Origin of the sequence: Janthinobacterium sp. GMG1 (assembly GCF_034427795.1) — a bacterium.
GTDB lineage: Bacteria > Pseudomonadota > Gammaproteobacteria > Burkholderiales > Burkholderiaceae_D > Janthinobacterium.
On sequence record NZ_JAXQNT010000001.1, the window covers coordinates 632,284 to 654,287 of the forward strand.

Here is a 22,004-nt window from a genome sequence, read left to right on the forward strand (position 1 = left end):
GGTTCGGTGTGCACGCGGTGGAGCGCGGTAAAATGCCAGCATGAAAAACAAGGCGCGACGCGAAAGGCAGGCATGAGAATCCTCCTGGTGGAAGACGACCGCAAGGCGGCGCGCCTGCTGGCGCGGGGCTTGCAGGAAGAAGGCTTTGTCGTCGACGTGGCGCACAGCGCGGAAGAGGGCGAGGATGAAAGCTACTCCGTCGACTATGACGCCATCGTGCTGGACTGGATGTTGCCGGGCAAGCAGGGCATCGACTTTTGCCGCGACTTGCGCGCGCGTGGCATCCAGACGCCCGTGCTGATGCTCACTGCGCGCGACGCCACGGCCGACCGGGTGGCGGGCCTGAACACGGGCGCCGACGATTACCTGACCAAACCGTTTGAATTCGAGGAACTGCTGGCGCGCATCCGCGCCTTGCTGCGCCGCTCCGACATCAGCCGCCCGCTGGTGCTGGCGCTGGCCGACCTGACGCTCGACCCCGTCAGCCACCAGGCCACGCGGGCCGGCATGCCGCTGGTGCTGACGCCCAAGGAGTACGCAATTTTATTGATCCTGCTGCGCCAGGCGGGCGAAGTGGTCAGCCGCGTGCGTCTGGCCGAGCAGATATGGCAGGCGGACCTGATCGGCATCGATAACCTGATCGACGTCCACGTGCGCAACCTGCGGGGGAAAGTGGATGCGCCGGGCTTGCCGCCCTTGATCCATACGGTGCGCGGACGCGGCTTTCGCCTGGCGGAAAACAACGGTGGCTAGCTTTCGCAAGCGCCTGCTGCTGGTGCACCTGGCCGTCATCCTCGCCATCGTCGCCTGCACGGCGCTGGCCGGCTACTGGGGCCTGTCGCGCGCCGTGCATGGCCAGCTCGATGCGGCCCTGCTGGCGCTGGCCGAGACGGAAATGGCCATGCTGCCGGCCGCGCCGCGCCAGCCCGTGCAGGTGCACGAGGTGGCGCCGGGCCTGGCGCAGCCCTCATTGACGCGCCTGGACCGCCTGGTGCAGATCATCGATGGCGAAGGCCGCGTGCTGGCGCGCAGCCGCAACCTGGAGGCGGCGCAGCTGCCGGCGCCGACCGCCCTGCTGGCGCGCCTGGCGGCCGGCGAGACTGTTTTCGAGACGCTGCCCAAGTTCGGCGAAGAGCCGCTGCGCATGGTGTCGATTCCCGTGCCCACGTCCGGCGCGGGCCTGGCGGTGCAGGTGGCCGGTTCGCTCGACGACACCAATCACGTGCTGGCTGCGGCCACCGTGCTGTTTGGCGCCATGGCGCTGGCCTTGCTGGCGGCCGTGGGGTTGGCCGGCGAAATGCTCACGCGCCGCGTGCTGGGCGCCATCGACGACGTGGTGGACCAGGCGCATTCGATCGGCGAAGCCAGCCTGCACCAGCGCCTGCCCCATCCCGGCACGCAGGACGAAATCGGCCGCCTGGTCGATACCCTGAACGCTATGCTGGACCGCCTGGAACACGGCTACGATGCGCAGCGCCGCTTCACGGCCGACGCCTCGCACGAATTGCGCTCGCCCCTGTCGCGCCTGCGCACGGAAATTGAAATCACCCTGCGCCGCCCGCGCGAGTCGCCCGAGTATGTCGACGCGCTGGCGTCCTGCCTCGATGAAGTGCAGCGCCTGACGACCCTGGTGGAAGAATTGCTGATGCTCACGCGCCTGGACGTGGGCCAGGAGCGCAATGCCGTGGAAACCATCGCACTCAATCCGCTCGTGCAGGCGGCCGCGCAGCGCCTGGAAAAGGCGGCGGTGCAGCGCGGCATCCGCATTGTCTTCGATGGCAGTGTGCCCGTGCAGGCGCGGGTGGCGGCCGGCCCCGTGGATCTGGTGCTGGCCAACTTGCTCGATAACGCCGTGAAGTTTTCGCCGCCCGACAGCATCATCACTGTGCACGTGGCGCGCGAGGGCGAACAGGCGATCGTCGGCGTGGCGGATGCAGGACCGGGCATCGGCGTGGAAGACTTGCCGCATCTGTTCGAACGCTTTTACCGGGGCGCCCAGGCGCGGGCGGGCGAGGCGCCCGGCTTTGGCCTGGGACTGGCCCTGTCGCAAGCCATCGTGCATGCGTATGGCGGCAGCATCGAGGCGCAGAACCGCCCGCAAGGCGGCGCCCTGTTCCTCATGCGCCTGCCGGCCTCAGATTGACGGCGCGACGCCTTCCCAGCGCACTTGCCGTACTTGCGGCCAGGCGCCCGCGCGGTTGACGAAGCGCACCAGCACGGCGCGCTGCACGGCCTGGCACAGCACCGTGGCGATCAGCTGCACCACTTGCCGGGCTTCGTCCCAGCTGCGCAGCATTTGCGACGGGGCCAGGCCCGCGCCTTTCAATTCGGCCAGCAGCAGGCGCACCACGTGGTCGGCTTGCGCGGCAGGGCAGGTGACGGTCAGGCGGTAGGTGGCCACGACAGGCGCTTGCCTGGCAAACCAGTGAAAGAATTTTTTCATCATCAGACTCCCCGTTCGGCGACAAATTCCGCGTTGTTAACCAGCGCCCAGCGCACGGCCGAGACGCTGCCTTCCAGGCTGACCTGGCTGACGATCTGCTCCAGCAATCCCAGGCTGGACAGGGGCGTGAGCAAGTCGGCCCGCACTTCGATGCGTCCGGCCTGCGCCGCGTCTTCGCTGTGCAAGGATTGCAGCATCAGCGCCGGCATGCCGCTGATCATGCGCAGCATGAGGTTGCGCACCTGGACTTCCTGCTCCGCCTCGCACACGGCCGTGACGCGGTAGATGCTTTCCGTCTCTATGCCCGCTTCGCTGCCGTGCGCGTTGATGCGTTGCGCCAGGTGGCGCAGCACCAGGTTGGCGATCAGCACGAAACCCGTGCCGATGGCCGCTTCCAGCGCGAAGCCCAGGCCGCACAGGATGCCGATGGCGGCCGAGCACCACAGGGTGGCGGCCGTGTTCAAGCCCCGCACCGTCATGCCTTCGCGCATGATGACGCCGGCGCCAAGGAATCCAATGCCCGACACCACCTGCGCGGCGATGCGCATATGGCCGGCGCTATCGCCTTCAAGCACGGAAACCATCACGAACAGCGAGGCGCCAACGGACACCAGCGCGTTGGTGCGCAGGCCCGCCATGCGCTGGCGCAGCTGGCGTTCGGCGCCGATCATGGCGCCCAGGGTCAAGGCTGCGGCAACGCGCAGCGCAAAGTCAAATACCACCATCAGTTTCTCCCTGCTGGGGAGGAACAGGCGAGTGCAAGGGCGAAGACAATTCGCCCCGAAAAGGGGGCAGCAGACGATAACGGTGGAACGATGAGGAGGGAAGTGGCGACGAGAGAGTACTGTCGCTGGTAAAACCACACCTTGCCATGGGCAGGGCGGGCGGAATGCGCGCGTCTTGCCTAAGGCCGATCGCCGATGGTCAATCGACTACTGTCACTGGAACAAGCACCCACGAGTCACTCCATATCATTGATAACGGGGACAGTCTAGCCAGTGGGGCAGTTTTGGTCAACTGAAGCTCTCTTCAGGTAGCCGCCGCGTCGTCCCCGCCAATGCGGGGACGGTGAAGGCGACCGGTAGTTCAGTGGGCGTGTGCCTTGCCGTCGTCTGCGGATTCGGCGTGCGCATGCTCGCCGCCGCCAAAGAAGCGCGCGGCGCGCTTGCCCAGGCTATCTAAATAGGTGTAGGCGACGGGCACCACCACCAGTGTCAATAGCGTCGAGGTGATCACGCCGCCGATGACGGCGCGGCCCATCGGCGCCTGCGATTCGCCGCCGTCGCCCATGCCGATGGCCATCGGCAGCATGCCGAAGACCATCGCCAGGGTCGTCATCAGGATGGGGCGCAAGCGCACTTGCCCCGCTTCCATCAGCGCCTCGAACTGGCCCAGCCCTTCGCGCTGGCGCTGGTTGGTGAAGTCGACCAGCAAGATCGCATTCTTGGTGACCAGGCCCATGAGCATGATGAAGCCGATCACGGAGAAGATGTTCAGCGTACTGCCCGTAATCAGCAGGGCGGCCAGCACGCCGATCAGCGACAGCGGCAGGGACACCATGATGGCGATCGGCTGCAGGAAGCTGCCGAATTGCGATGCCAGCACCAGGTAGATGAAGATCACGGCGATCCCCAGCGCCATCATGGCGCCGCCCATGGTTTCGGCCATCTGCTGCGCATTGCCGGCCACGTCGAAGCGCACGCCCGGCGGCAGGTCGATGGACTTGATGGCTTTCTGCACGTCGGCGTCGACGTCGCCGGCAGGGCGGCCCTGCGTGCCCGCATAGATGGCGACCCGGCGCTGCAAGGCCTGGCGTTTCAGCACTTGCGGGCTCGATGACGGCACGAAGTCGACCACCTGGCGCAACGGAATCATGACGGGCTTGCCGTTCGCATCGAGTTTGCTCGACGCCAGCGACAGGTCGGCCAGGTCGGCCACTTTCTGACGGCCCGACTTGGGCAACTGCACGTTGACGTCGTAGTTTTGTCCGTCGGACGCCAGCCAGTGGCTGACCGTGTCGCCCGCCACGAACGGCCGCAGGGCATTGCCGATCTGCTGCACCGACAGACCCAGGTCGCTGGCCAGTTCATTATTGATCTTCACGGTGGTCGATGGATTGGCGCCTTCCTGGCTGTATTCCATGTCGGCCAGGCCCTTGATGTTGCGCATCTTGTCCATCAGGGTATGTGCCACCGCATCGAGCTTGCCTTCATCCGTGCCCAGGATGGCGATGAAGATGGGGCGCTGTCCGACGGACAGGGTGATGCCGGCAATCGGCGCCAGGCGTTCGCGGATCAGCTTTTCCAGTTCTTGCTGCGAGCGGCGCTTGTGCGTCTTGATGTCCGTCAGCTTCAGGTTCACCTCGGCCGCGTTGCGTCCATCGGGCGTGCCGATATTGGCCACCAGGCTGTCGATTTCGGGAAATTCCTTCAGCGCCGTTTCGATCTGGCGCACCTTAGAATCCGTGTATTCGAGGCTGGAGCCGACGGGCGTCTTGAAGCGCAGGTTGACCCAGCCCTGGTCCGTTTCCGGGAACATCTCGCCGCCGATCATGGGCACGAGCATCAGGCTGCCCGCGAACAGGGCCAGGGCGGTAGCCAGGGTCGTCTTGCGCCAGCGCAGGGCCACCTTCAACACCTTGCCGTACCAGACGTGCAGGCGGTCGATGCCTGTCTCGATCCAGGCCATGAAGCGGCCCAGCCACGGCGCGTACTTGAAGCGGTCCTTGACGGGGTCGCGCCAGACGGACGACAGCATGGGGTCGAGCGTGAAGCTGACGAACAGCGAGACGAGCACGGCGACGGCCACGGTGATGCCGAATTGCAGGAAGAAGCGGCCGATGATGCCGTCCATGAAGGCGACGGGCACGAACACGGCGACGATGGCGAACGTGGTGGCCATCACGGCCAGGCCGATTTCATTGGTGCCGTCGTTGGCCGCCTTGTAGTGGTTCTTGCCCATGCCCAGGTGGCGCACGATGTTTTCGCGCACGACGATGGCGTCATCGATCAACAGGCCAATGCACAGTGACAGCGCCATCAGGGTCAAAAAGTTCAGGGTAAAGCCGAAGGCCTTCATGGCGATGAAGCTGGCCAGCACGGAGATCGGCAGTGTCAGTCCCGTGATGATGGTCGAGCGCCACGAGTGCAGGAACAGGAAGACGATCACCATGGTCAGCACGGCGCCTTCGATGATGGTGCGCTTGACGTTATTGAGCTGGCTTTGCACGCGTTCCGATTCGTCATCCAGCACGCGCAGCTTAATATCGGGCGGCAGGGTCTTTTGCAGGTCCGCCGCCACTTTCAGGATGCCGGTGCCCACTTCGACCACGTTGGCGTCCTGCACTTTGGTGATTTCCATCGTCACGGCTTGCTGGCCGTTCATGCGCGAGATCGACAGTTCTTCCTGCTCGCCGTCGACGACGGTGGCCACCTGGTCCAGGTAGACGGGGCCGATGGCGCGGCGCGCGACGATGATCTTGCCGAATTCGCGCGCATCCTTGATCTTGCCTTCCACGCGCACCAGTTGTTCGGCCGCGCCATGGCTGATCGAGCCGGCCGGCAAATTGGTGTTCGTGGCCTGGATGGCGCGAATCACTTCATCGACGCCGATGCCCTGGGCATTGAGTTCGATCGGCTTCATGCTGATGAGGATCTGGCGCGCGCGCAGGCCGCGCAGCTTGACTTGCCCCACGCCGGCCACGCCCTGGAAGCGCTTGCTGATGATTTGCTCCGTCATGGTCGACAGCGAGCGCAGGTCATGTCCGGTGGAGGTCAGCACGATGGTGGCGATGGGGCGTTCGTTGTCGCCCTCGGCGCGCGCGATGAACGGGTCCTTGGCTTCCTTAGGGAAGCGGGGGCGCACCAGGTCCACCTTGTCGCGCAAGTCCTGCATGGCCTTGTCCATATTCGTCGACAGCTCGAATTCCAGGTAGACGCCAGCCCGTCCTTCCCACGAGTTGGCGCGGATGGTCTTGATGCCGCTGACGGTGTTGACGGCGTCCTCGATGGGGCGCGTGATGTCGTTTTCCACGGCTTCGGGCGAGGCGCCCGGGTAGTTCACTTCAATGGCGGCGAACGGGAACTGCACGCTGGGCATGCTTTCCACGCCCAGACCCCGGTAGGAGAAGATGCCCAGCACCACCAGCGCCACCATGACCATGGTGGCGAAGACGGGGTTTTGAATACTGACTTTGGTCATCCACATGGCTTAATCCTTCCGTGCCAGCACGGCTGCCGGCGCGGCGGGCACGCCTGGCTGTGCGGCGAAGGTCACGCTGTGGCCCGGCTTGACGCCATCGAGCCTGGCGATGATGACTTTCGCGCCCGGCACCAGGCCCGATGTGACTTCCGCATAGCCTTCATCCTCGTTGCGCAAGCCCAGGGTGACGGGCTGGGCGACGACCTTGTTGTTCACCAGCGCATACACGACGGGCCCCTGCTTTTCATTGCGCACGGCCGTCAGGGGCACCAGCGGCGCCACGCTTGATCGCTCGGTGACGATGCTGCCCTTGGCGAACATGCCGCCGCGCAGCGCGCCATCGCCATTGTCGACGGCGATGTAGACGAGCATGGCGCGCGAGCCGCTCTCGGTGGTGGGGTTGATGCGCGTGACCTTGCCGGCGAAGTCGCGCGCGCCGAAGCCGTCGACCTTGAAGTGCACGTCCTGGCCCAGCTTGATGCGGGGGATTTCCGCGCTGGGCACGGGCGCTTCCAGGGTCAGCTGCGCCAGGTTGACGATAGTGTAGACGGGCATGTCGGGCGAGACTTTTTCGCCAGCCTGCAGGTGGCGCTTGCTGACGATGCCGGCCATCGGCGCGCGGATCACCGTGTCGGCCAGCGCGATGCGGGCGATGTCGACCATCGCGGCGGCGGACTTGACGTTGGCGCGCGCCAGGTCGACGGAGTTCTGCGTCGTGTCGTATGCCGTTTGCGAAATGTATTTTTGCTTGAGCAAGGCCTGGCTGTTCGCTTCATTCTTGCCGGCCATCGACAATCGCGCCTGCGCTTCGTCGAGCATGGCTTGCTGCTGCGTCAGGCGGGCGCGCAGGTCGGCCGCGTCCAGGCGCACGAGGATTTGCCCATTGGCCACTTGCTGGCCTTCCTGCAAGGTGGTTGCCTCGATCACGCCGGAAACCTTGGCCTTGATGGTGGCCTGGGTCACGGGCGCCAGCGAACCGGACAGGGGCAGGCTGATGGACAGCGCGCGCGCGGCGATGGCGGCCACGTCGCCCTGCGCCAGTTCGTGCACAGGCGTCTTGGCCTGCTCCTTCTTCTTGCTCGCTTGCAGTTCGGCAGCCTTGGCGGCTTGCTGCTTCGATTGCATCACCATCCAGCCGCCGCCAGCCAGGCCCAGCACGACCAGGATCAGCACGGGGGTGCGCCAGCGCCGGCGGCGCGTGGCTGCAAGGGGGGAGGCGGGGGGCAGGGTCTCGTTTTTCATAGGTATTCTTGGTCAGGAGCGGCGCAGGGGTTCGGCGCCAGGTCTCGGTGCGGACCCGGCCTGTCTCTGGCCGGGGGAATTCGGGTAGCGCATCACCGTGGCGGCCGCAGACAACACGCCTGCCGCTGCGGCCGTTCACGGCGATGCGCATGTTGCCACTTTAGGAAGATTCAAGTCCGGCCGCCATCGCCGTGCGACAGATTGCACAAAATCGGGGCTGGAATGCAAAAAACGGCGACCGAAGACAGTGCCGGCATCGAGGCCGTGCACGTCACGATGCTTGCGCATCCTCAAGAAGCCGATTCGCCGGCGCGCAAGAATGGGTGGGATGGTTGCGCTACCGGACAGGCCATACGCCTGCCGGTTGCCGTGCGGCCGCGCCACGGGGGGCTGATGTCTGATCGGATTGCCGGAGCCGCCCCGTCGCCGGGCCGTTTGCTGGCTGCTGCCGAACCGCAGGCGGGAGCGGCCGTCAAGGCGCTGGACTTGCTGTCCATCATCGTTGCCGCCGTCGAGCAGGCACCGGGCTTGGCCGTGCGCGGCATCGACCGCGATGGCATCGTGCGCTACTGGAGCCTTGGTGCGGCGCGCCTGTATGGCGTGACGGCCGAGCTGGCGCTGGGCCAGCCGTGGGCCAGGGTGGCCGCCGCGCTGCCGGATGCCGCCACTGTGGCCGAGGAGCTTGCCGGCGAATTGGCGGCCGTGTGGGACAGCGGCAAGGCGCGCAGCACGCGCCTGTGGAAGCTGGGTGCCGACGGGGCCGCACCGCGCTGCATCTGTTCCACCGTGTTTCCTGTCATACAGTCCGGAAGAGTGCGGCAAGTGGTCTGCATCGATGTCGACATCACGGCCAGCGGCCAGGATGGCGCCGCGCAGGGCGCCTTGTTGCTGATGGGCGACAATTTCCGCCAGTTGTACGAGAAATCCGCCGATGCCATCCTGCTGCTGCGCGACGAGCATATCGCCGACGCGAATCCCGCCGCTATTGCTCTGTTTCAATGCGAAGACCGACAACGGCTGCTGGGACGCCGCCTCAGCGACTTTTCGCCCTTGCGCCAGCCCGATGGCGCATTGTCTTCGTTGCACGGCACGCAGCTGGCGGCGCAAGCCCACGCGGACGGCAACTGCCGCTATGACTGGCGCTATCAGACGTGCACGGGCGAACTGTTCTGGGGCGAAGTGCTGCTCACTTCCGTCACGCTCGACCATACCTATCTGTTTTATGCCGTGATCCGTGATATTTCCTCGCGCAAACTGGCCGAGCGGGCTCTGTACCTGTCGGCACAGGTGGTCGAGCATGCGCGCGAAGCCATCGTCGTGCTGGACCCGCAGCAGCGGGTCGTCAGCATGAATCCCGCGTATAGCGAGATCAGCGGCTACAGCCTGGACGACATGCTGGGCAAACCCTTCGTCCAGCACGGCGTGGAGCCGGACGCGCCGGCGTTTTTCGACCACGTATGGGACGAGGTCGAGGCCAACGGTTATTGGCAAGGCGATATCGTCGGCCAGCGCAAGGCGGGCGGGCGCTACCCGGCCTGGCTGTCGCTAACGGCCATCCGCGACCCGCAGGGGCAATTGAGCAATTACCTGGCCATCCTCAGCGATATCAGCGAGCGCAAGAAAAACGAGGAGCACACGCGCCACCTGGCCGAACACGATTTCCTCACGGACCTGCCGAACCGGGTGCTGCTGCTGGACCGCCTGTCGCTGGCCCTGGCGGCCGCGCGGCGCAAGCTGAGCATGCTGGCCATCCTGTACCTGGACCTCGACCATTTCAAGCACATCAACGACAGCATGGGCCACCACGTGGGCGATTTGCTGCTCAAGGAGGTGGCGCGGCGCCTGGTGCGCTGCGTGCGCGGCGTCGACACGGTCAGCCGCCATGGCGGCGACGAATTCGTCATCATCCTGGCCGAGGTGGGCGGCATCGACCAGGTGGCCCATGTGGCGTTCAGCCTGCTGCATGCCGTCACGCAGCCCTATCAATTGGGCGAATACGAATTGCATGTGTCCACCTCGATCGGCGTGGCCATCTTTCCCAGCGATGGCGACAACATCGACAGCCTCGTGCACAACGCCGACATCGCCATGTACCACGCGAAGGAAAGCGGGCGCAACAATTTCCAGTTTTTCAATGCGGAGATGAATGCGCAAATCGTCGAGCGGGCCAGCCTGGAGCAGGGCTTGCGCGAAGCGCTGGGCAAGGATGAATTCGTGCTGGAATTCCAGCCCGCGCTCGATGTCGCCAGCGGGCAGATACTCGGCGCCGAAGCGCTGTTGCGCTGGCGCCACCCGCAACTGGGCGTGCTGCCGCCCGAGCGCTTCATCGCCGTGGCCGAGGAATGCGGCTTGATGGTGTCGATTGGCAATTGGGTGCTGCGCCACGCCTGCCTGCGCGCGCGCGCCTGGCACGATGCGGGCCATGCCTGGCGCGTGGCCGTGAACCTGTCGCCGGCGCAATGTCTGCACAATAATTTATTGCTCAGCGTACAAGAGGCGCTGGCCGTGTCGGGTTTGCCCGCCGCCTGCCTGGAACTGGAAGTGACGGAATCCTTGCTGATGAAGGGGGGCGCGCGCCTGGCCGGCGTGCTGGCGCAACTGCGCGCGCTGGGCGCCAGGCTGGCCATCGACGACTTCGGCACCGGCTATTCGCGCCTGGCCAATCTGCGCCATTACCCGGTGGATAAACTCAAGATCGACCCATCGTTCCTGCCCGCGGCCGCGGACGGCGCGGTCGGCGAATCCGACACGGCCGTGGCCGCCACCATCATCGCCATGGCGCGCGAGCTGCAATTGACGGTGATCGCCGAAGGCGTGGAAACGGCGCAGCAGTTGGCGTATCTGCGGGGACAGGGCTGCCAGCAATACCAGGGGCGCTATGCCAGCGCGCAAGTGGAGGGCAGCGCGCTGGCGAAGTTGCTGCATTAGTGACTGAGTTAGTTAATGTTTCCCAGCAGCCTGATGCGCGCCAGCACCTGGCCATGGTCGGACGCATATGGCAAGCACAGCAGCAAATGGTCGTTGAGATAAGTCACTTCCTGCAGCACGCCGATGGCGCGCGGCGAGGCGTGATGAAAATGCTCGGACACGAGGATGTGGTCGATCGTCATGTAGGCACTGTCGTGGATATTCGTGTAGCCCACGTGGCGCAGGGCGTCCTGGCGTTGCTGGATGGCGTTGGCGTCGTACAGGCGCGCGCGCATTTCCATGCCTGGTTCGCACGGCGCGCCCGCGCCCATGACGATGGCCGTGGTGACGGCATTGGCGATGTCGTTGAAGTCGCCCAGCACGATGCGGGGACGGCCGCTGTGCCCCAGTTCGCTTGCCAGCATGCGCAGGGCCACGGCTTCCGCGCCGCGCCGCTGCAGCGAGCGCAGGTTGGCCAGCGCGTAGCTGGCCGCATCGTTGCCGTCGCCATGGCGGTAGTCGGGCCGGCGCGATTTCAAATGCACCACGACCACGTCGATGAGTTGTCCGCCAGGCAAGATAACCTGGACATGCAGCGGTGCGCGGGCGAAGCGGCAGGGATTGTCCTCGGCAGGCACGCTCACGCCGGTGGGGAAATCCGCCCAGGCAACACCGGCGCCGGCCAGCGGCAGGCGTGAGACGAGCGCCACCGTGGGCAGCATGCGTCCGGCGGCATCGATCGCATCGTAGCCGGCCAGGTTGGCTGCGCGGTAATGGCGCGTGCGCGACAGCACGTCGCGCAGGGCCGCTTGCGAGAAAATTTCCTGGAAACCGATCACGTCGGCGTCGAGCAGGTCGATTTGCCGCGCCGTCCATTCCGCCTTGGCTTCGTATTGCGCCGGGCTCAACGGTTCCAGGTTGTCATACAATTTCGCCCCGGCGGGGGCCAGATTGCAGACATTGAATGTGGCAAAGCGGATTTCTTCCTGCATAATTAGCACTCCTCACTGAACGATCAGCGTATCACGCATGGCTAAAAAAGAGCATATTTCCGAAACCCAGGCGACGCAGTTGCTGCGCAAGCATCAAGTTTCCTTCGATGAACACCCGTATCCGTACGAAGAGCACGGCGGCACCAGCGTTTCGGCGCGCGAGCTGAACGTGCCAGAACATGCGGTGATCAAGACCCTGGTGATGCAGGACGAGGCGGCCAAGCCGATGATCGTGCTCATGCATGGCGATTGCAAGGTGTCGACCAAGAATTTGGCGCGTGGCATCGGCTGCAAGTCCGTCGAGCCGTGCAAGCCCGAAGTGGCGCAGCGCCATTCCGGCTACATGATCGGTGGCACCTCGCCGTTCGGCACGAAGAAGGCCATGCCCGTGTACGTCGAGCAATCGATCCTGGACTTGCCGCGTATCTACATCAATGGCGGGCGGCGCGGTTTCCTCGTCTCGCTGGCGCCGCAGGTGCTTGTTGATTTGTTGCAAGCCAAGCCGGTGCAGTGCGCCCTGCAGGATTAAGAAAACTGGATGCCGCCCTGTCCGTTGACTGGGCGCTGGTGTATATTCTGCTGCGCCAGCCTCGATGCTGGTGCAATAAACACAATAAAGGGAAGAAATGAATCCAGTAATCACAACCGTGGCAATGACAGTGGCCGCTTACTTGCTCGGCTCGATATCGTTTGCCGTGGTGATGAGCAAGGTCTACGGCATTGCCGATCCGCGCACCTATGGCTCGAAAAATCCGGGCGCCACCAACGTGCTGCGCAGCGGCAACAAGGGCGCCGCCATCATGACCCTGCTGGGCGATGGCGCCAAGGGCTGGCTGGCCGTGTTCCTGGCCGACCATTTTTCCACCGCGCTCGGTGTGGGCGACACGGCCGTGGCCCTGGTGGCCATCGCCGTTTTCCTTGGCCATTTGTGGCCCGTGTTCTTCCGCTTCGTCGGCGGCAAGGGCGTGGCCACGGCCCTCGGTGTGCTGCTGGGCATCAATCCCTGGCTGGGCCTGGCGACCCTGGCTACCTGGCTGATCATTGCCTACGCGTTTCGCTACTCCTCGCTGGCAGCCCTGGTGGCGGCCCTGTTCGCGCCGTTTTACTATGGCTTGCTGTTCGGCGTCGATCCCATCTTGCTGTCTGTGATTGTCATGAGCGTGCTGCTGGCTTACCGCCATAGCCAGAACATCGCGAACTTGCTCTCTGGCAAGGAAAGCAAGATCGGCGGCAAGAAGGATGCGGCCAAGGCCGCTGGCAAGAAGAAGTAAGCGCTTGATTTCCCGCGCGCCGCACGCATATGCTGTGCTTGCGGCGCCGCGCGGTGCGGCCGCCCCCGACTCGCGCAAAGGCTGTCCACCATGACTGTTTCCACCACCTCCGCCACACCCGTCCCCGTCCGTATCGATTTCGTCTCCGACGTTTCCTGCCCCTGGTGCGTGGTCGGCCTGAAATCGCTGGAGCAGGCGCTGGACAAGCTGCAAGACACCGTCCAGGCCGATATTCACTTCCAGCCCTTCGAACTGAACGCCAACATGCCGCCCGAAGGCGAGGATATCGGCGAACACATCGCCCGCAAATACGGCTCCACCCCGGAACAGATGGCGCAGTCGCGCGAAGCCATCCGCGCGCGCGGCGAGCAGCTGGGCTTTACCTTTGCCATGGACAAGCGCGGCCGCATCTACAACACGTTTGACGCGCACCGTCTGCTGCACTGGGCCGCTCTGGAAGGGCGCCAGAAAGAACTCAAGATGGCGCTGTTCGATGCCTACTTCACGCAGGGACAGGATCCGTCTTCGCACGAAGTGCTGCTGGCCGTGGCCGGCAAGGTGGGTCTGGACGCCGTCAAAGCGGCCGCCGTGCTGGCCTCGAACGCCTATGCGGACGAGGTGCGCGCGCAGGAACAGTTCTACCAGCAGAATGGCATCAATTCGGTGCCCGCCGTCATCATCAACGAGCGCCACCTGATTTCCGGCGGCCAACCACCGGAAGTGTTCGAGCAAGCCTTGCGCCAGATCATCGCCGGCGCTTGAGCCAGGCGCCAATGGCGCGCGCCATGGCGGACTTTTTGCGCTACACTCGGCGCAGAAGGAGGATAGTCAAATGCCAACAGCCAGCTGGAATGGCGCCGTCATCGCGCAAGCGACCGATGCGCAGGTGCAAGTCGTTGAAAACAATGTATATTTTCCTTTGTCAAAGGTGACGCAGGACTACCTGCGTCCCAGCAGCCATACGAGCATCTGCCCTTGGAAGGGCACTGCCAGCTATTACGACGTCGTTGTCGATGGCGCCGTCAATGCCAACGCGGCATGGTATTACCCTGAGCCCAAGGACGCCGCCAGGAAAATTGCCGGCCACGTCGCCTTCTGGCGCGGCGTGAGCGTCGAGCGCTGACCTGACTCCCCCAATTTCCTGACAAAGAAAGCAGACGATGGATTTACGCCTCGCCGTGTACCAACTCGCCTCGGACCATGCGCTCGATGCCCAACAAACCCGGCAGTTGCAGGAAGTGGCCGGTTTCCAGCGCGAACCGGCGCGCCTGGCCTACTGGCTGCCGCGCGGCGTGGCCGTGCTGGGCGCTGCGCTGCTGGGCATGGGCTTGATCTGCTGGGTCGCCGCCAACTGGGAAGACCTGGGTCGCATGGGCCGCTTTGCCCTGCTGCAAGGCATGCTGGCCGCCGCCTGCCTGGGCGCGTTTGCCGTACCCAGGGCGCGCGTCCCTTTGCTGCTGCTGGCTTTGCTGACCATCGGCGGCCTGTTTGCGTATTTCGGCCAGACGTACCAGACGGGCGCCGATCCGTGGCAACTGTTCGCCCTGTGGGCCGTGCTGGCCTTGCCCCTGTGTTTTGTCGCGCGCAGCGACGTGCTGTGGACGCCGTGGATGCTGATACTGGCGACGGCCGCCACCCTGTGGATGCAGGCGCAGGCGCGCCATAGCTGGCGCATCGATTCGGCCGACCTGGGCATTTTCGTCAGCGGCTGGCTGGCCGTGCTGCTTGCCTGTGCGTTTGTCTCGCCCCTGCTGGCGCGCTGGACGGGCGCGGGCAGCTGGGCCCTGCGCCTGGGCCTGGTGCTGGCCACTATCCTTATCACGGGCACGGCCGTCAGCGCCCTGTTCGGCAACGATATCGCATCGCCGTACTGGGCCGGACTGGGCTTGCTGGCCGTCGCCGGCGTCCTGCTGGCCATGCGCAAGTTTTTTGACGTGTTCGGCCTGAGCGCCGTCGCACTGGGCCTGAACACCTTGCTGGTTGGGGGGCTGACGCATGTGCTGTTCAATGGCCATGGCGATGGCGTCGGCGCGCTGACCGTGCTGGGATTGCTGGCCGCCGTGCTGCTGGCATTGACCGTGCAAGGCATACTGTGGCGCACGCGCCAGGAGGCGGCATGAACACTATTCATAGTCAACGAGCCGATGCGCTCGCCACCCTGATCGACGACGCCACGCGCGCGGGCCTGTTGCCGCCGAACGCCCCCCGTCCCGTGCAGGATGTGCGGCCGTGGCCGCTGGTGCTGATGACGGCTTTCGGCGCCTGGCTGGCCGCCATTCCCCTGATGATTGCGCTGGGCGCGGGTCTGGAAAGCGTCGTGCGCCACGGTCCCGGTGCGTATGTCGTGGCCGCCATCGTGCTGGTGGTGGCCGTGCTGCTGATACGCACGCGCGGCGTGGCGCTGTTTGTCGAGCAACTGGCCGTGCCCTGCCTGCTGGTGGGCGGCGGCTTGCTCGGTTATGCCCTGTACCGCGACTATTCCACGCAGACGGCATCGCTGCTGCTGTGCATGGCATGCCTGGTGGTGGCCGCCGCCTTGCCGCGCGACTGGCTGCGCGTGTTGCTGGGACTGGTCGCCTGCGGCTTGCTGGGACTGGGCATCATCGATAGCACGCGCGACTGGATTTTCGAGAACGATCCCACGCAACTGTATCTGGCCTGGATGCTGGCTCTGGCATGCTGGCTGGCCGCCCACTGGCTGCAGAAGCAAGCGTTCAACGACGGGCGCGGCGCGCCTGTCGCCGCCTTCCTGGAGTCGCTGTCGACGGGATGGGTCCTGGCAATCTTGCTGGGGCTGGTCTTCTGGTCCGGCATGACCTTCATGCTCGGTGGCGCCTTGGGCGGTGGGTTTGCCGGCGACGTGGCGCGCGAAGTGACGCGGCATCAGGGTATTGCCTGGTATGCGCAGGCCTTGAATGGGGTCTCGCTCGTGCTGGCCACGGCGGCCGCCGCCTGGACGGGATGGCGCTGGCCGGCATTGCGCCAGTTGCCCGCTATCGGCGTGGCGCTGGTGCTGATCGTGCTGGCGTGGTTCATGCCGGCGCTCGGTCCCGTGCTGCTGATCCTTGCGTATTGCCTGACGAGCGGGCGTTCGCGCGTGGCCGTGGCGGCCGCGCTGGCGGCGGCGTGGATACTCGGCAGCTTTTATTACCAGCTGGCCTGGCCGCTGGCCAGCAAGGCGGCGCTGCTGGCCGTGGCCGGTGCCGTGCTGTGCGCCCTGTCGTGGCTGGCCATGCGCGGCGCCGTGTTGCACCTGGTGGAAAGCAAGCCGGCGGATGTGGTCCTGGAGCGCCGCGCCGCGCGCCTGGGCGTGCTGGGCGGCTTGCTGCTGGTGTTGCTGGTCGCCAATGGCGGCATCTGGCAAAAAGAGCAGCTGATTGCCAAAGGACAAGCGATCTTCGTGGCGCTGGAACCGGTCGATCCCCGTTCGCTGATGCAGGGCGACTACATGCGCCTCAATTTCGTCAACCTGGGCGTGCTGTCCACCCTGGCCAGCGTGGAGCGGGCGCCCGGCCGGCCCCTCGTGGTGGCGACGCGCGATGCACGCGGCGTGGCGGAACTGCTGCGCCCGTACACCAAGGAGGCGCTGGCGCCCGGCGAATTCCTGCTCGAACTGACGCCGAAGGATGGTAACTGGGTGCTGGTCAGCGATGCCTGGTTCTTCAAGGAAGGCGAGGCGGCGCGCTGGGAAAAGGCCCGCTATGGCGAGTTCCGCGTGCTGCCCGACGGCCGCGCCTTGCTGGTGGGCATGCGCGGTCCGGAGCTGGAGAAGCTGTAGCGCAAGTAGCAACGCAAGAGCGCGCCGGGGCGGGCATCCTGTAAAATTGCCCGATGGATAATATTACGCATTCGGTCATCGGCCTCGGGGTCGGCGAACTGGTACACCGCAGCCTGCCGCCCGAGCCGCAGGCACCCGCACAGCGCACCCGGCGCGCGCTGTTTCTGTTTACTGCCTGGTTTGCCAGCAACGCGCCCGACCTGGATCTGGTGCTGACAAAACTGTTGCCGCGCCCCTTCGGCTACATGTTGCACCACCGTGGTCACACGCACACCTTGCTGCTGGCCTTGCCGCAGGCGCTGCTGTTGCTGGCGCTGCTGTGGCTGTTGTGGCCCGGCGCGCGCCGCTTGCTGAAAAGCAGCGTGCCCACCCGCATCGGCCTGGCGGCCTGTCTGCTGCTGGGATTCTGCTTGCACATGGGCATGGATTTCCTCAATTCCTATGGCTTGCACCCGTTTTATCCATTTGACAGCCGCTGGCTGTATGGCGACATGGTCTTCATCGTCGAGCCGATGTTCTGGGTGCTGCTGGGCGTGCCCGTGATCATGTCCTTACATTACGGCATCGTCAAAAGCGTGCTGCTGGCGGGACTGGCGGCGGCCCTGTGTTTCTTCACCTATAAAACCTATCTGGCGCCCGTCTCGCTGGCCGTGCTGCTGGGGCTGGGCGTGATCCTGGCCGTGCTGCAAGGGCGGGCCGCCGAGCGGGGGCGCGGGCCGCTGCTGCTGGCCTTCGCGCTGGCCGCCACCTTCATCGGCACGCAGGGCGTGGCGTCGGCCCTCGGCCGTGCGCGCATCGAGGCGGCCGTGCAGCGCGTGGATCCCGGCACGCGCGTATGGGACGTGGCGATGACGGCGTTTCCCAGCAACCCCCTGTGCTGGATCTATGTCTCGCTCGACAGCAAGACGGACGTGTACACCTTGCGGCGCGGCACCCTGAGCCTGCTGCCCGCATCGCTGGCGCCCGGCGCCTGTCCGGCGGGGCTGGCAGAAACCAGCAAGCAGGGCCGGCAACTGGCGCCCGGCATTGCCGTCTCAGCCCAGGCGGCAGGCAGCTTGGCCGCCTTGCGCGCCTTGCAGGAAGACAATTGCTATGTCGACGCCTGGTTCCGCTTTGCCCGCATGCCCAGATTGAATGCGGACAAGCTGACTGACGTGCGTTTCAACCCCGGCATGCTGCCCAATTTCACAACCGTCGAATTGCAGCAGTTCCGCAACCGGCCGTGTCCGGCCTATGTGCCGGGCTGGGATCGTCCCCGCGCGGACATGCTGGCGCCGCCGCCAGCCGTGCGTCCGTAGCGGATTTGTTGCCTTGTGGAAAAATATTGCATGTGCGCCTGCTTTGCCATGGCCGCGCATGCGACACTGTCAATTCAGCAAGAATGATATTTAGTTAGGATTATCTTGGAAGAGCAACACGCCTTACCTTATCTGCGGGAAACCCTGCTGTTTCTCGCCCTGGCCGGGATTTTTATTCCGCTATTGCAACGCCTGAAAGTCAACCAGGTGCTCGGCTTCCTGGCCGTGGGCGCCCTGTTCGGCCCGTTCGGCTTCGGCCTGTGGGCCGGCGACTTCACGTGGCTGACGTATTTCTCGTTCGTGCGTGCCGAGCAGGTGAGCGGCCTGGCCGAGCTGGGCGTGATGTTTTTGATGTTCATGATCGGCCTGGAACTGTCGACGGAACGGCTGTGGGCGCTGCGGCGCTGGGTATTCGGCGCGGGCGTGGGGCAGGTGGCCGTCAGCGCCTGCCTGATCGGCGGCGTCGCGTATTACTTCGGTCTGTCGCTGGAAGCGTCCATCGTGCTGGGTCTGGTGCTGTCGCTGTCGTCCACGGCCGTGGTGATGCAATTGCTCACGGACCAGCGCTCCTTGCAGACGCCGGCCGGCCAGGCGGGCTTTTCCATCCTGATGTTCCAGGATTTGATGGTGGTGCCGCTGTTCATCCTGATCGACGTGTTCGCCAGCGGGCGCAGCGACGACCTGGCATATCTGCTCAGCTTTGCGGCCGTGAAGTCGGCCGGCGCCATCCTGCTGATCTATCTGCTGGGGCGCCGCGTGATTCGTCCGCTGTTCCAGTTTTTCGTCAAGAAACGCCAGCCCGACGTCTTCATGGCATTGACCCTGCTCAGCACTCTGGGCATCGCGGGGCTGACGTACCTGGCGGGCCTGTCGATGGCGCTGGGCGCCTTGCTGGCCGGCTTGCTGCTGGCGGAAACGGAATTTCGCCATGAAGTGGAAGTGACGATCGAGCCCTTCAAGGGCTTGTTGATGGGCCTGTTCTTCATGTCGGTGGGCATGCAGATCGACGTGCGCGAAATCCTCAAGTCGCCGGTCTTGATTCCCCTGGCCGTGCTGAGCCTGTTTGCCTTGAAAACCCTCGTCATCAGCGTGATTTTCCGCCTCGGCGGCTTTCACTGGGGGCGCGCCGTGGAAACGGGCGTGCTGCTGGGGCAGGGCGGCGAGTTCGCCTTCATCGTTGTCGCGTATGCGCTCGGTACCAAGCTGATCGGCCCGCAGGTGGCGCAGTTCGTCATGCTGGTGGTGGGCCTGAGCCTGTTTGCCACGCCGGCGCTGGCCAAGGCGGCGCGCGCGTTCGGCAACTGGTGGGAACGGCGCCACCACCATCAGCTGGCCGACCTGGCGCACGGCGCGCCGCCGCCGCAGGGCAGCACCGTCATCATTGCCGGATTCGGCCGGGTGGGGCAGTTGCTGGCCAAGGTGCTGACGGAGCAGGATATCGCGTATGTGGCCATCGAAAACGATGCGCGCCTGGTGACGACCCTGCATCCGCGCGGTTTCCCCGTGTATTTCGGCGATGCGTCGCGTGCGGAATTGTTGCAAAAGGTCAATGCCGACCGGGCCGCCGCCGTGGTGCTGACCATGGACCATGCGGCCTCCGTGCTGCATGCCGTCAAATCGATCCGCCGCGAATATCCGCAGTTGCCCGTGTATGCGCGGGCGCGCGACGAGGCGCATGCCGTGGCCCTGATACAGGCGGGCGCCACCCTCGTCGTGCCCGAGGCGCTGGAATCGGCGCTGCAGCTGACGGCCACCGTGCTGCACACGGTGGGCCTGTCGGAAGCGCGCACGACGGACATCGTGCAAGCCGAGCGCGACCGGCGCAATGCCGTGTTGCTGGCGAAGAAGCTGTTGTAGTGCAATCGTGCGTGTCGCCGTGCTTTGTAAATTATCTATACAATAATAGTATATGAGCACACTACCCACATGAAAGCCGCGACGAAGAGCGGCGCGGCGCCCTTGACGCCGCAGCAACTGGCGGCGCAGGAAACGCAGCAAAAATATGGCAAGCCCGAGCGGGGCTGGCGCGAGCAGGTGTACACCGTCATTTTCGAGGCGGAAACGCGCACGGGCCGCGCCTTCGATTTGCTGCTGATCGCCGCCATCCTGATCAGCGTGACGGTGGTCGTGCTCAGCAGTGTCGCTTCCGTGGCCGAGCGCTATGGCACCTGGCTGACGGCGCTGGAATGGTTTTTCACCATTTTATTTACCGTCGAATATTTCGCCCGCCTGGCGTGCCTGCAGCATCCGGTGCGCTACGCCAAGAGTTTTTTCGGCATCATCGACTTGCTGGCCATCGTGCCGACCTACATCGGCTTGCTGCTGCCGGGCGCCCACGTGCTGATCGACGTGCGCATTTTGCGCCTGCTGCGCATGTTCCGTATCCTCAAGCTCACGTCGTATGTGCATGAATACACGGTGCTGGGGCGTGCCTTGCTCGCCAGCCGGCGCAAGATCCTCATTTTCTTGTCTTTTGTCATGATGGTGGTCTTTCTGTTGGGTACTGTGATGTACGTGGTGGAAGGGCCGGAGAACGGTTACAGCAGTATTCCCACGTCGATATACTGGGCCATCAGCACCATGACCACGGTCGGTTTCGGCGATATCACGCCGAAGACCGACATCGGGCGCACCATCGCATCGCTGATGATGCTGCTCGGCTGGGGCATCCTGGCAGTGCCTACCGGCATTATCAGCGCGGAAATGACGGTGCAGCGCAGTTCCAAGCTGGTCACCACGCGTACCTGCCCCACGTGCCTGAAAGAAGGGCTCGATGATGATGCCAGTTTTTGCAAGAGCTGCGGCGTTGCATTGCCGCCATTGGCACGCGATTAGCGCATAGATCCTTCATCAACCGTATTTACTTTACTTTTTTAAGGCCAACATGATTCCAGTTCGCCTGATCTCGACGGGCAAAGCCGTGCCGTCGCACAGCGTTACCTCCGCCAGCCTGGACCTGACATTGGGCCATCCGGCCGGCTATACCCTGCGCAAGAGCGGCGTGCTGTCGCGCTTTGTCGCCGCGCCCGATGAATCGCAAAGCCAGCTGGGCGCCGCCGCCCTGCTCGACGCGCTGAAGAATGCGAGCCTGCGTCCGGCCGACATCGATTTGTTGATCTGCGCCAACGGCGTGCCCGAGCAGGCGTTGCCGAACACGGCCTGCTTCGTGGCCGAACATGCGGGCTTGCCGCCAGGCACGCAAAGCTTTGACGTCAACGCCAGTTGTCTCAGTTTCATGGCCGCCTTCCGCGTGGCCGCGTCCATGCTGGCCGGCGGCGCCTACCGGCGCATCGCCATCGTCTCGTCCGACCTCGCCTCGCGCGGCGTCGACTGGAGCGAGCCGGAAGCATCGATGATCTTTGGCGACGGCGCCGCCGCCGTCATCGTCGAGCAGGGCGACGGCAGCGCCGGCATCCGCGCCTACAAGATGGGCACGTATCCGGAAGGGCGGCGTTACTGCGAAATCCGCGGCGGCGGCACCGAGCGCAACCCGCGCAACGGCTGCGAACCGGGCGATTATCTGTTCCGCATGGATGGCAAGGCCGTGTTCCGCCTGGCCGTCAAGGTGATGCCGGATTTCCTCGCGGAACTAATGCAGGAATCGGGCGCGGGACTGGAAAAAGTCGACGTGGTCGTGCCGCATCAGGCCAGTCCGCTGGGACTCGCGCATGCGGCGCGCATCCTCGACGTTCCCGATGCTAAAATCATCAAGATCTTTGAAACGCACGGCAACCAGGTGGCCGCGTCCCTGCCCACCGCCCTGCACGAGGCGGTGATGACGGGGCGGGCCGTGGCAGGCCAGCGTTTGCTGATGATGGGCACGGCCGCTGGCCTGACCATCGGCGGCATGATACTTGACCTGTGAAGGTGGTG

18 protein-coding genes are annotated in these 22,004 nt (G+C 64.8%); 13 read left to right on the top strand and 5 right to left on the bottom strand.

The window, feature by feature from the left end; translation table 11 throughout:
• Positions 1-72: 72 nt before the first annotated feature.
• Both SJI03_RS02940 and SJI03_RS02945 read left to right on the top strand, forming a co-directional pair.
• Positions 73-753 (top strand): response regulator transcription factor, encoded by a 681-nt coding sequence (locus SJI03_RS02940; RefSeq protein WP_322426190.1) that lies wholly within the window; start codon positions 73-75, stop codon positions 751-753.
• Entirely contained in the window at positions 746-2,143 is a 1,398-nt protein-coding gene (locus SJI03_RS02945) for a sensor histidine kinase (protein ID WP_322426191.1), read from the top strand. Before SJI03_RS02940 ends, SJI03_RS02945 begins: the two co-directional genes overlap by 8 nt.
• Here SJI03_RS02945 and SJI03_RS02950 read toward each other — a convergent pair.
• From SJI03_RS02950 to SJI03_RS02965, 4 genes are all read right to left on the bottom strand, one after another.
• Positions 2,135-2,446 carry a hypothetical protein gene (locus SJI03_RS02950; protein WP_158301083.1) on the bottom strand — a complete coding sequence of 104 codons (312 nt, stop codon included), beginning with the start codon at positions 2,444-2,446 and terminating at the stop codon, positions 2,135-2,137. The genes SJI03_RS02945 and SJI03_RS02950 overlap by 9 nt on opposite strands.
• A complete protein-coding gene (locus tag SJI03_RS02955; RefSeq protein WP_416208699.1) occupies positions 2,446-3,168 on the bottom strand; it encodes an MgtC/SapB family protein in 723 nt (240 codons plus the stop codon). The genes SJI03_RS02950 and SJI03_RS02955 overlap by 1 nt, the downstream gene beginning before the upstream one ends.
• Before the next feature lie 361 nt (positions 3,169-3,529).
• Positions 3,530-6,649 carry an efflux RND transporter permease subunit gene (locus tag SJI03_RS02960; RefSeq protein ID WP_322426192.1) on the bottom strand — a complete coding sequence of 1,040 codons (3,120 nt, stop codon included), beginning with the start codon at positions 6,647-6,649 and terminating at the stop codon, positions 3,530-3,532.
• Between the two features lie 3 nt (positions 6,650-6,652).
• Complete coding sequence (locus SJI03_RS02965) at positions 6,653-7,885, bottom strand: efflux RND transporter periplasmic adaptor subunit (RefSeq protein WP_322426193.1); 1,233 nt, start codon at positions 7,883-7,885, stop codon at positions 6,653-6,655.
• 393 nt (positions 7,886-8,278) lie between these two features.
• On the opposite strand from SJI03_RS02965, the gene SJI03_RS02970 reads away from it, so the two are divergent.
• Positions 8,279-10,813, top strand: coding sequence for an EAL and GGDEF domain-containing protein (locus SJI03_RS02970; protein WP_322426194.1), 2,535 nt, complete (start codon positions 8,279-8,281; stop codon positions 10,811-10,813).
• Positions 10,814-10,821: 8 nt separating this feature from the next.
• Here the strand turns inward: SJI03_RS02970 and SJI03_RS02975 are convergent, their stop codons facing one another.
• Complete coding sequence (locus SJI03_RS02975) at positions 10,822-11,784, bottom strand: endonuclease/exonuclease/phosphatase family protein (RefSeq protein ID WP_322426195.1); 963 nt, start codon at positions 11,782-11,784, stop codon at positions 10,822-10,824.
• Positions 11,785-11,821: 37 nt separating this feature from the next.
• Here SJI03_RS02975 and ybaK point away from each other — a divergent pair, with 37 nt between their 5' ends.
• The 10 genes from ybaK to SJI03_RS03025 all read left to right on the top strand — a co-directional run bounded on the left by ybaK (position 11,822) and on the right by SJI03_RS03025 (position 21,996).
• On the top strand, positions 11,822-12,313 hold the full coding sequence (ybaK, locus tag SJI03_RS02980) for a Cys-tRNA(Pro) deacylase (RefSeq protein WP_322426196.1): 492 nt from the start codon (positions 11,822-11,824) through the stop codon (positions 12,311-12,313).
• Between the two features lie 97 nt (positions 12,314-12,410).
• Positions 12,411-13,055, top strand: coding sequence for a glycerol-3-phosphate 1-O-acyltransferase PlsY (gene plsY / locus SJI03_RS02985; protein ID WP_233516007.1), 645 nt, complete (start codon positions 12,411-12,413; stop codon positions 13,053-13,055).
• A 90-nt stretch (positions 13,056-13,145) separates the two neighbouring features.
• Positions 13,146-13,817 carry a DsbA family oxidoreductase gene (locus SJI03_RS02990; protein ID WP_099376630.1) on the top strand — a complete coding sequence of 224 codons (672 nt, stop codon included), beginning with the start codon at positions 13,146-13,148 and terminating at the stop codon, positions 13,815-13,817.
• A 70-nt stretch (positions 13,818-13,887) separates the two neighbouring features.
• Entirely contained in the window at positions 13,888-14,178 is a 291-nt protein-coding gene (locus tag SJI03_RS02995; RefSeq protein ID WP_322426197.1) for a DUF427 domain-containing protein, read from the top strand.
• A gap of 37 nt (positions 14,179-14,215) precedes the next feature.
• Positions 14,216-15,175 (top strand): DUF2157 domain-containing protein, encoded by a 960-nt coding sequence (locus SJI03_RS03000; RefSeq protein WP_322426198.1) that lies wholly within the window; start codon positions 14,216-14,218, stop codon positions 15,173-15,175.
• Positions 15,172-16,833, top strand: coding sequence for a GDYXXLXY domain-containing protein (locus tag SJI03_RS03005; RefSeq protein ID WP_099376633.1), 1,662 nt, complete (start codon positions 15,172-15,174; stop codon positions 16,831-16,833). Before SJI03_RS03000 ends, SJI03_RS03005 begins: the two co-directional genes overlap by 4 nt.
• A gap of 53 nt (positions 16,834-16,886) precedes the next feature.
• Complete coding sequence (locus SJI03_RS03010; protein WP_322426199.1) at positions 16,887-18,131, top strand: metal-dependent hydrolase; 1,245 nt, start codon at positions 16,887-16,889, stop codon at positions 18,129-18,131.
• Positions 18,132-18,236: 105 nt separating this feature from the next.
• Complete coding sequence (locus tag SJI03_RS03015) at positions 18,237-19,988, top strand: cation:proton antiporter (protein ID WP_322426200.1); 1,752 nt, start codon at positions 18,237-18,239, stop codon at positions 19,986-19,988.
• 69 nt (positions 19,989-20,057) lie between these two features.
• Positions 20,058-20,966: an ion transporter gene (locus SJI03_RS03020; protein WP_322426201.1), complete on the top strand. Its 909-nt coding sequence runs from the start codon at positions 20,058-20,060 to the stop codon at positions 20,964-20,966.
• Between the two features lie 49 nt (positions 20,967-21,015).
• Positions 21,016-21,996 carry a 3-oxoacyl-[acyl-carrier-protein] synthase III C-terminal domain-containing protein gene (locus SJI03_RS03025; RefSeq protein ID WP_322426202.1) on the top strand — a complete coding sequence of 327 codons (981 nt, stop codon included), beginning with the start codon at positions 21,016-21,018 and terminating at the stop codon, positions 21,994-21,996.
• Positions 21,997-22,004 lie beyond the last annotated feature (8 nt).

Coding starts and splice junctions, on each gene's coding strand:
- SJI03_RS02940 (WP_322426190.1), top strand. CDS start 73: ATGAGAATCCTCCTGGTGGAAGACGACCGCAAGGCGGCGCGCCTGCTG.
- SJI03_RS02950 (WP_158301083.1), bottom strand. CDS start 2,446: ATGATGAAAAAATTCTTTCACTGGTTTGCCAGGCAAGCGCCTGTCGTG.
- SJI03_RS02955 (WP_416208699.1), bottom strand. CDS start 3,168: ATGGTGGTATTTGACTTTGCGCTGCGCGTTGCCGCAGCCTTGACCCTG.
- SJI03_RS02960 (WP_322426192.1), bottom strand. CDS start 6,649: ATGTGGATGACCAAAGTCAGTATTCAAAACCCCGTCTTCGCCACCATG.
- SJI03_RS02965 (WP_322426193.1), bottom strand. CDS start 7,885: ATGAAAAACGAGACCCTGCCCCCCGCCTCCCCCCTTGCAGCCACGCGC.
- SJI03_RS02970 (WP_322426194.1), top strand. CDS start 8,279: ATGTCTGATCGGATTGCCGGAGCCGCCCCGTCGCCGGGCCGTTTGCTG.
- SJI03_RS02975 (WP_322426195.1), bottom strand. CDS start 11,784: ATGCAGGAAGAAATCCGCTTTGCCACATTCAATGTCTGCAATCTGGCC.
- ybaK (WP_322426196.1), top strand. CDS start 11,822: ATGGCTAAAAAAGAGCATATTTCCGAAACCCAGGCGACGCAGTTGCTG.
- plsY (WP_233516007.1), top strand. CDS start 12,411: ATGAATCCAGTAATCACAACCGTGGCAATGACAGTGGCCGCTTACTTG.
- SJI03_RS02990 (WP_099376630.1), top strand. CDS start 13,146: ATGACTGTTTCCACCACCTCCGCCACACCCGTCCCCGTCCGTATCGAT.
- SJI03_RS02995 (WP_322426197.1), top strand. CDS start 13,888: ATGCCAACAGCCAGCTGGAATGGCGCCGTCATCGCGCAAGCGACCGAT.
- SJI03_RS03000 (WP_322426198.1), top strand. CDS start 14,216: ATGGATTTACGCCTCGCCGTGTACCAACTCGCCTCGGACCATGCGCTC.
- SJI03_RS03005 (WP_099376633.1), top strand. CDS start 15,172: ATGAACACTATTCATAGTCAACGAGCCGATGCGCTCGCCACCCTGATC.
- SJI03_RS03010 (WP_322426199.1), top strand. CDS start 16,887: ATGGATAATATTACGCATTCGGTCATCGGCCTCGGGGTCGGCGAACTG.
- SJI03_RS03020 (WP_322426201.1), top strand. CDS start 20,058: ATGAAAGCCGCGACGAAGAGCGGCGCGGCGCCCTTGACGCCGCAGCAA.
- SJI03_RS03025 (WP_322426202.1), top strand. CDS start 21,016: ATGATTCCAGTTCGCCTGATCTCGACGGGCAAAGCCGTGCCGTCGCAC.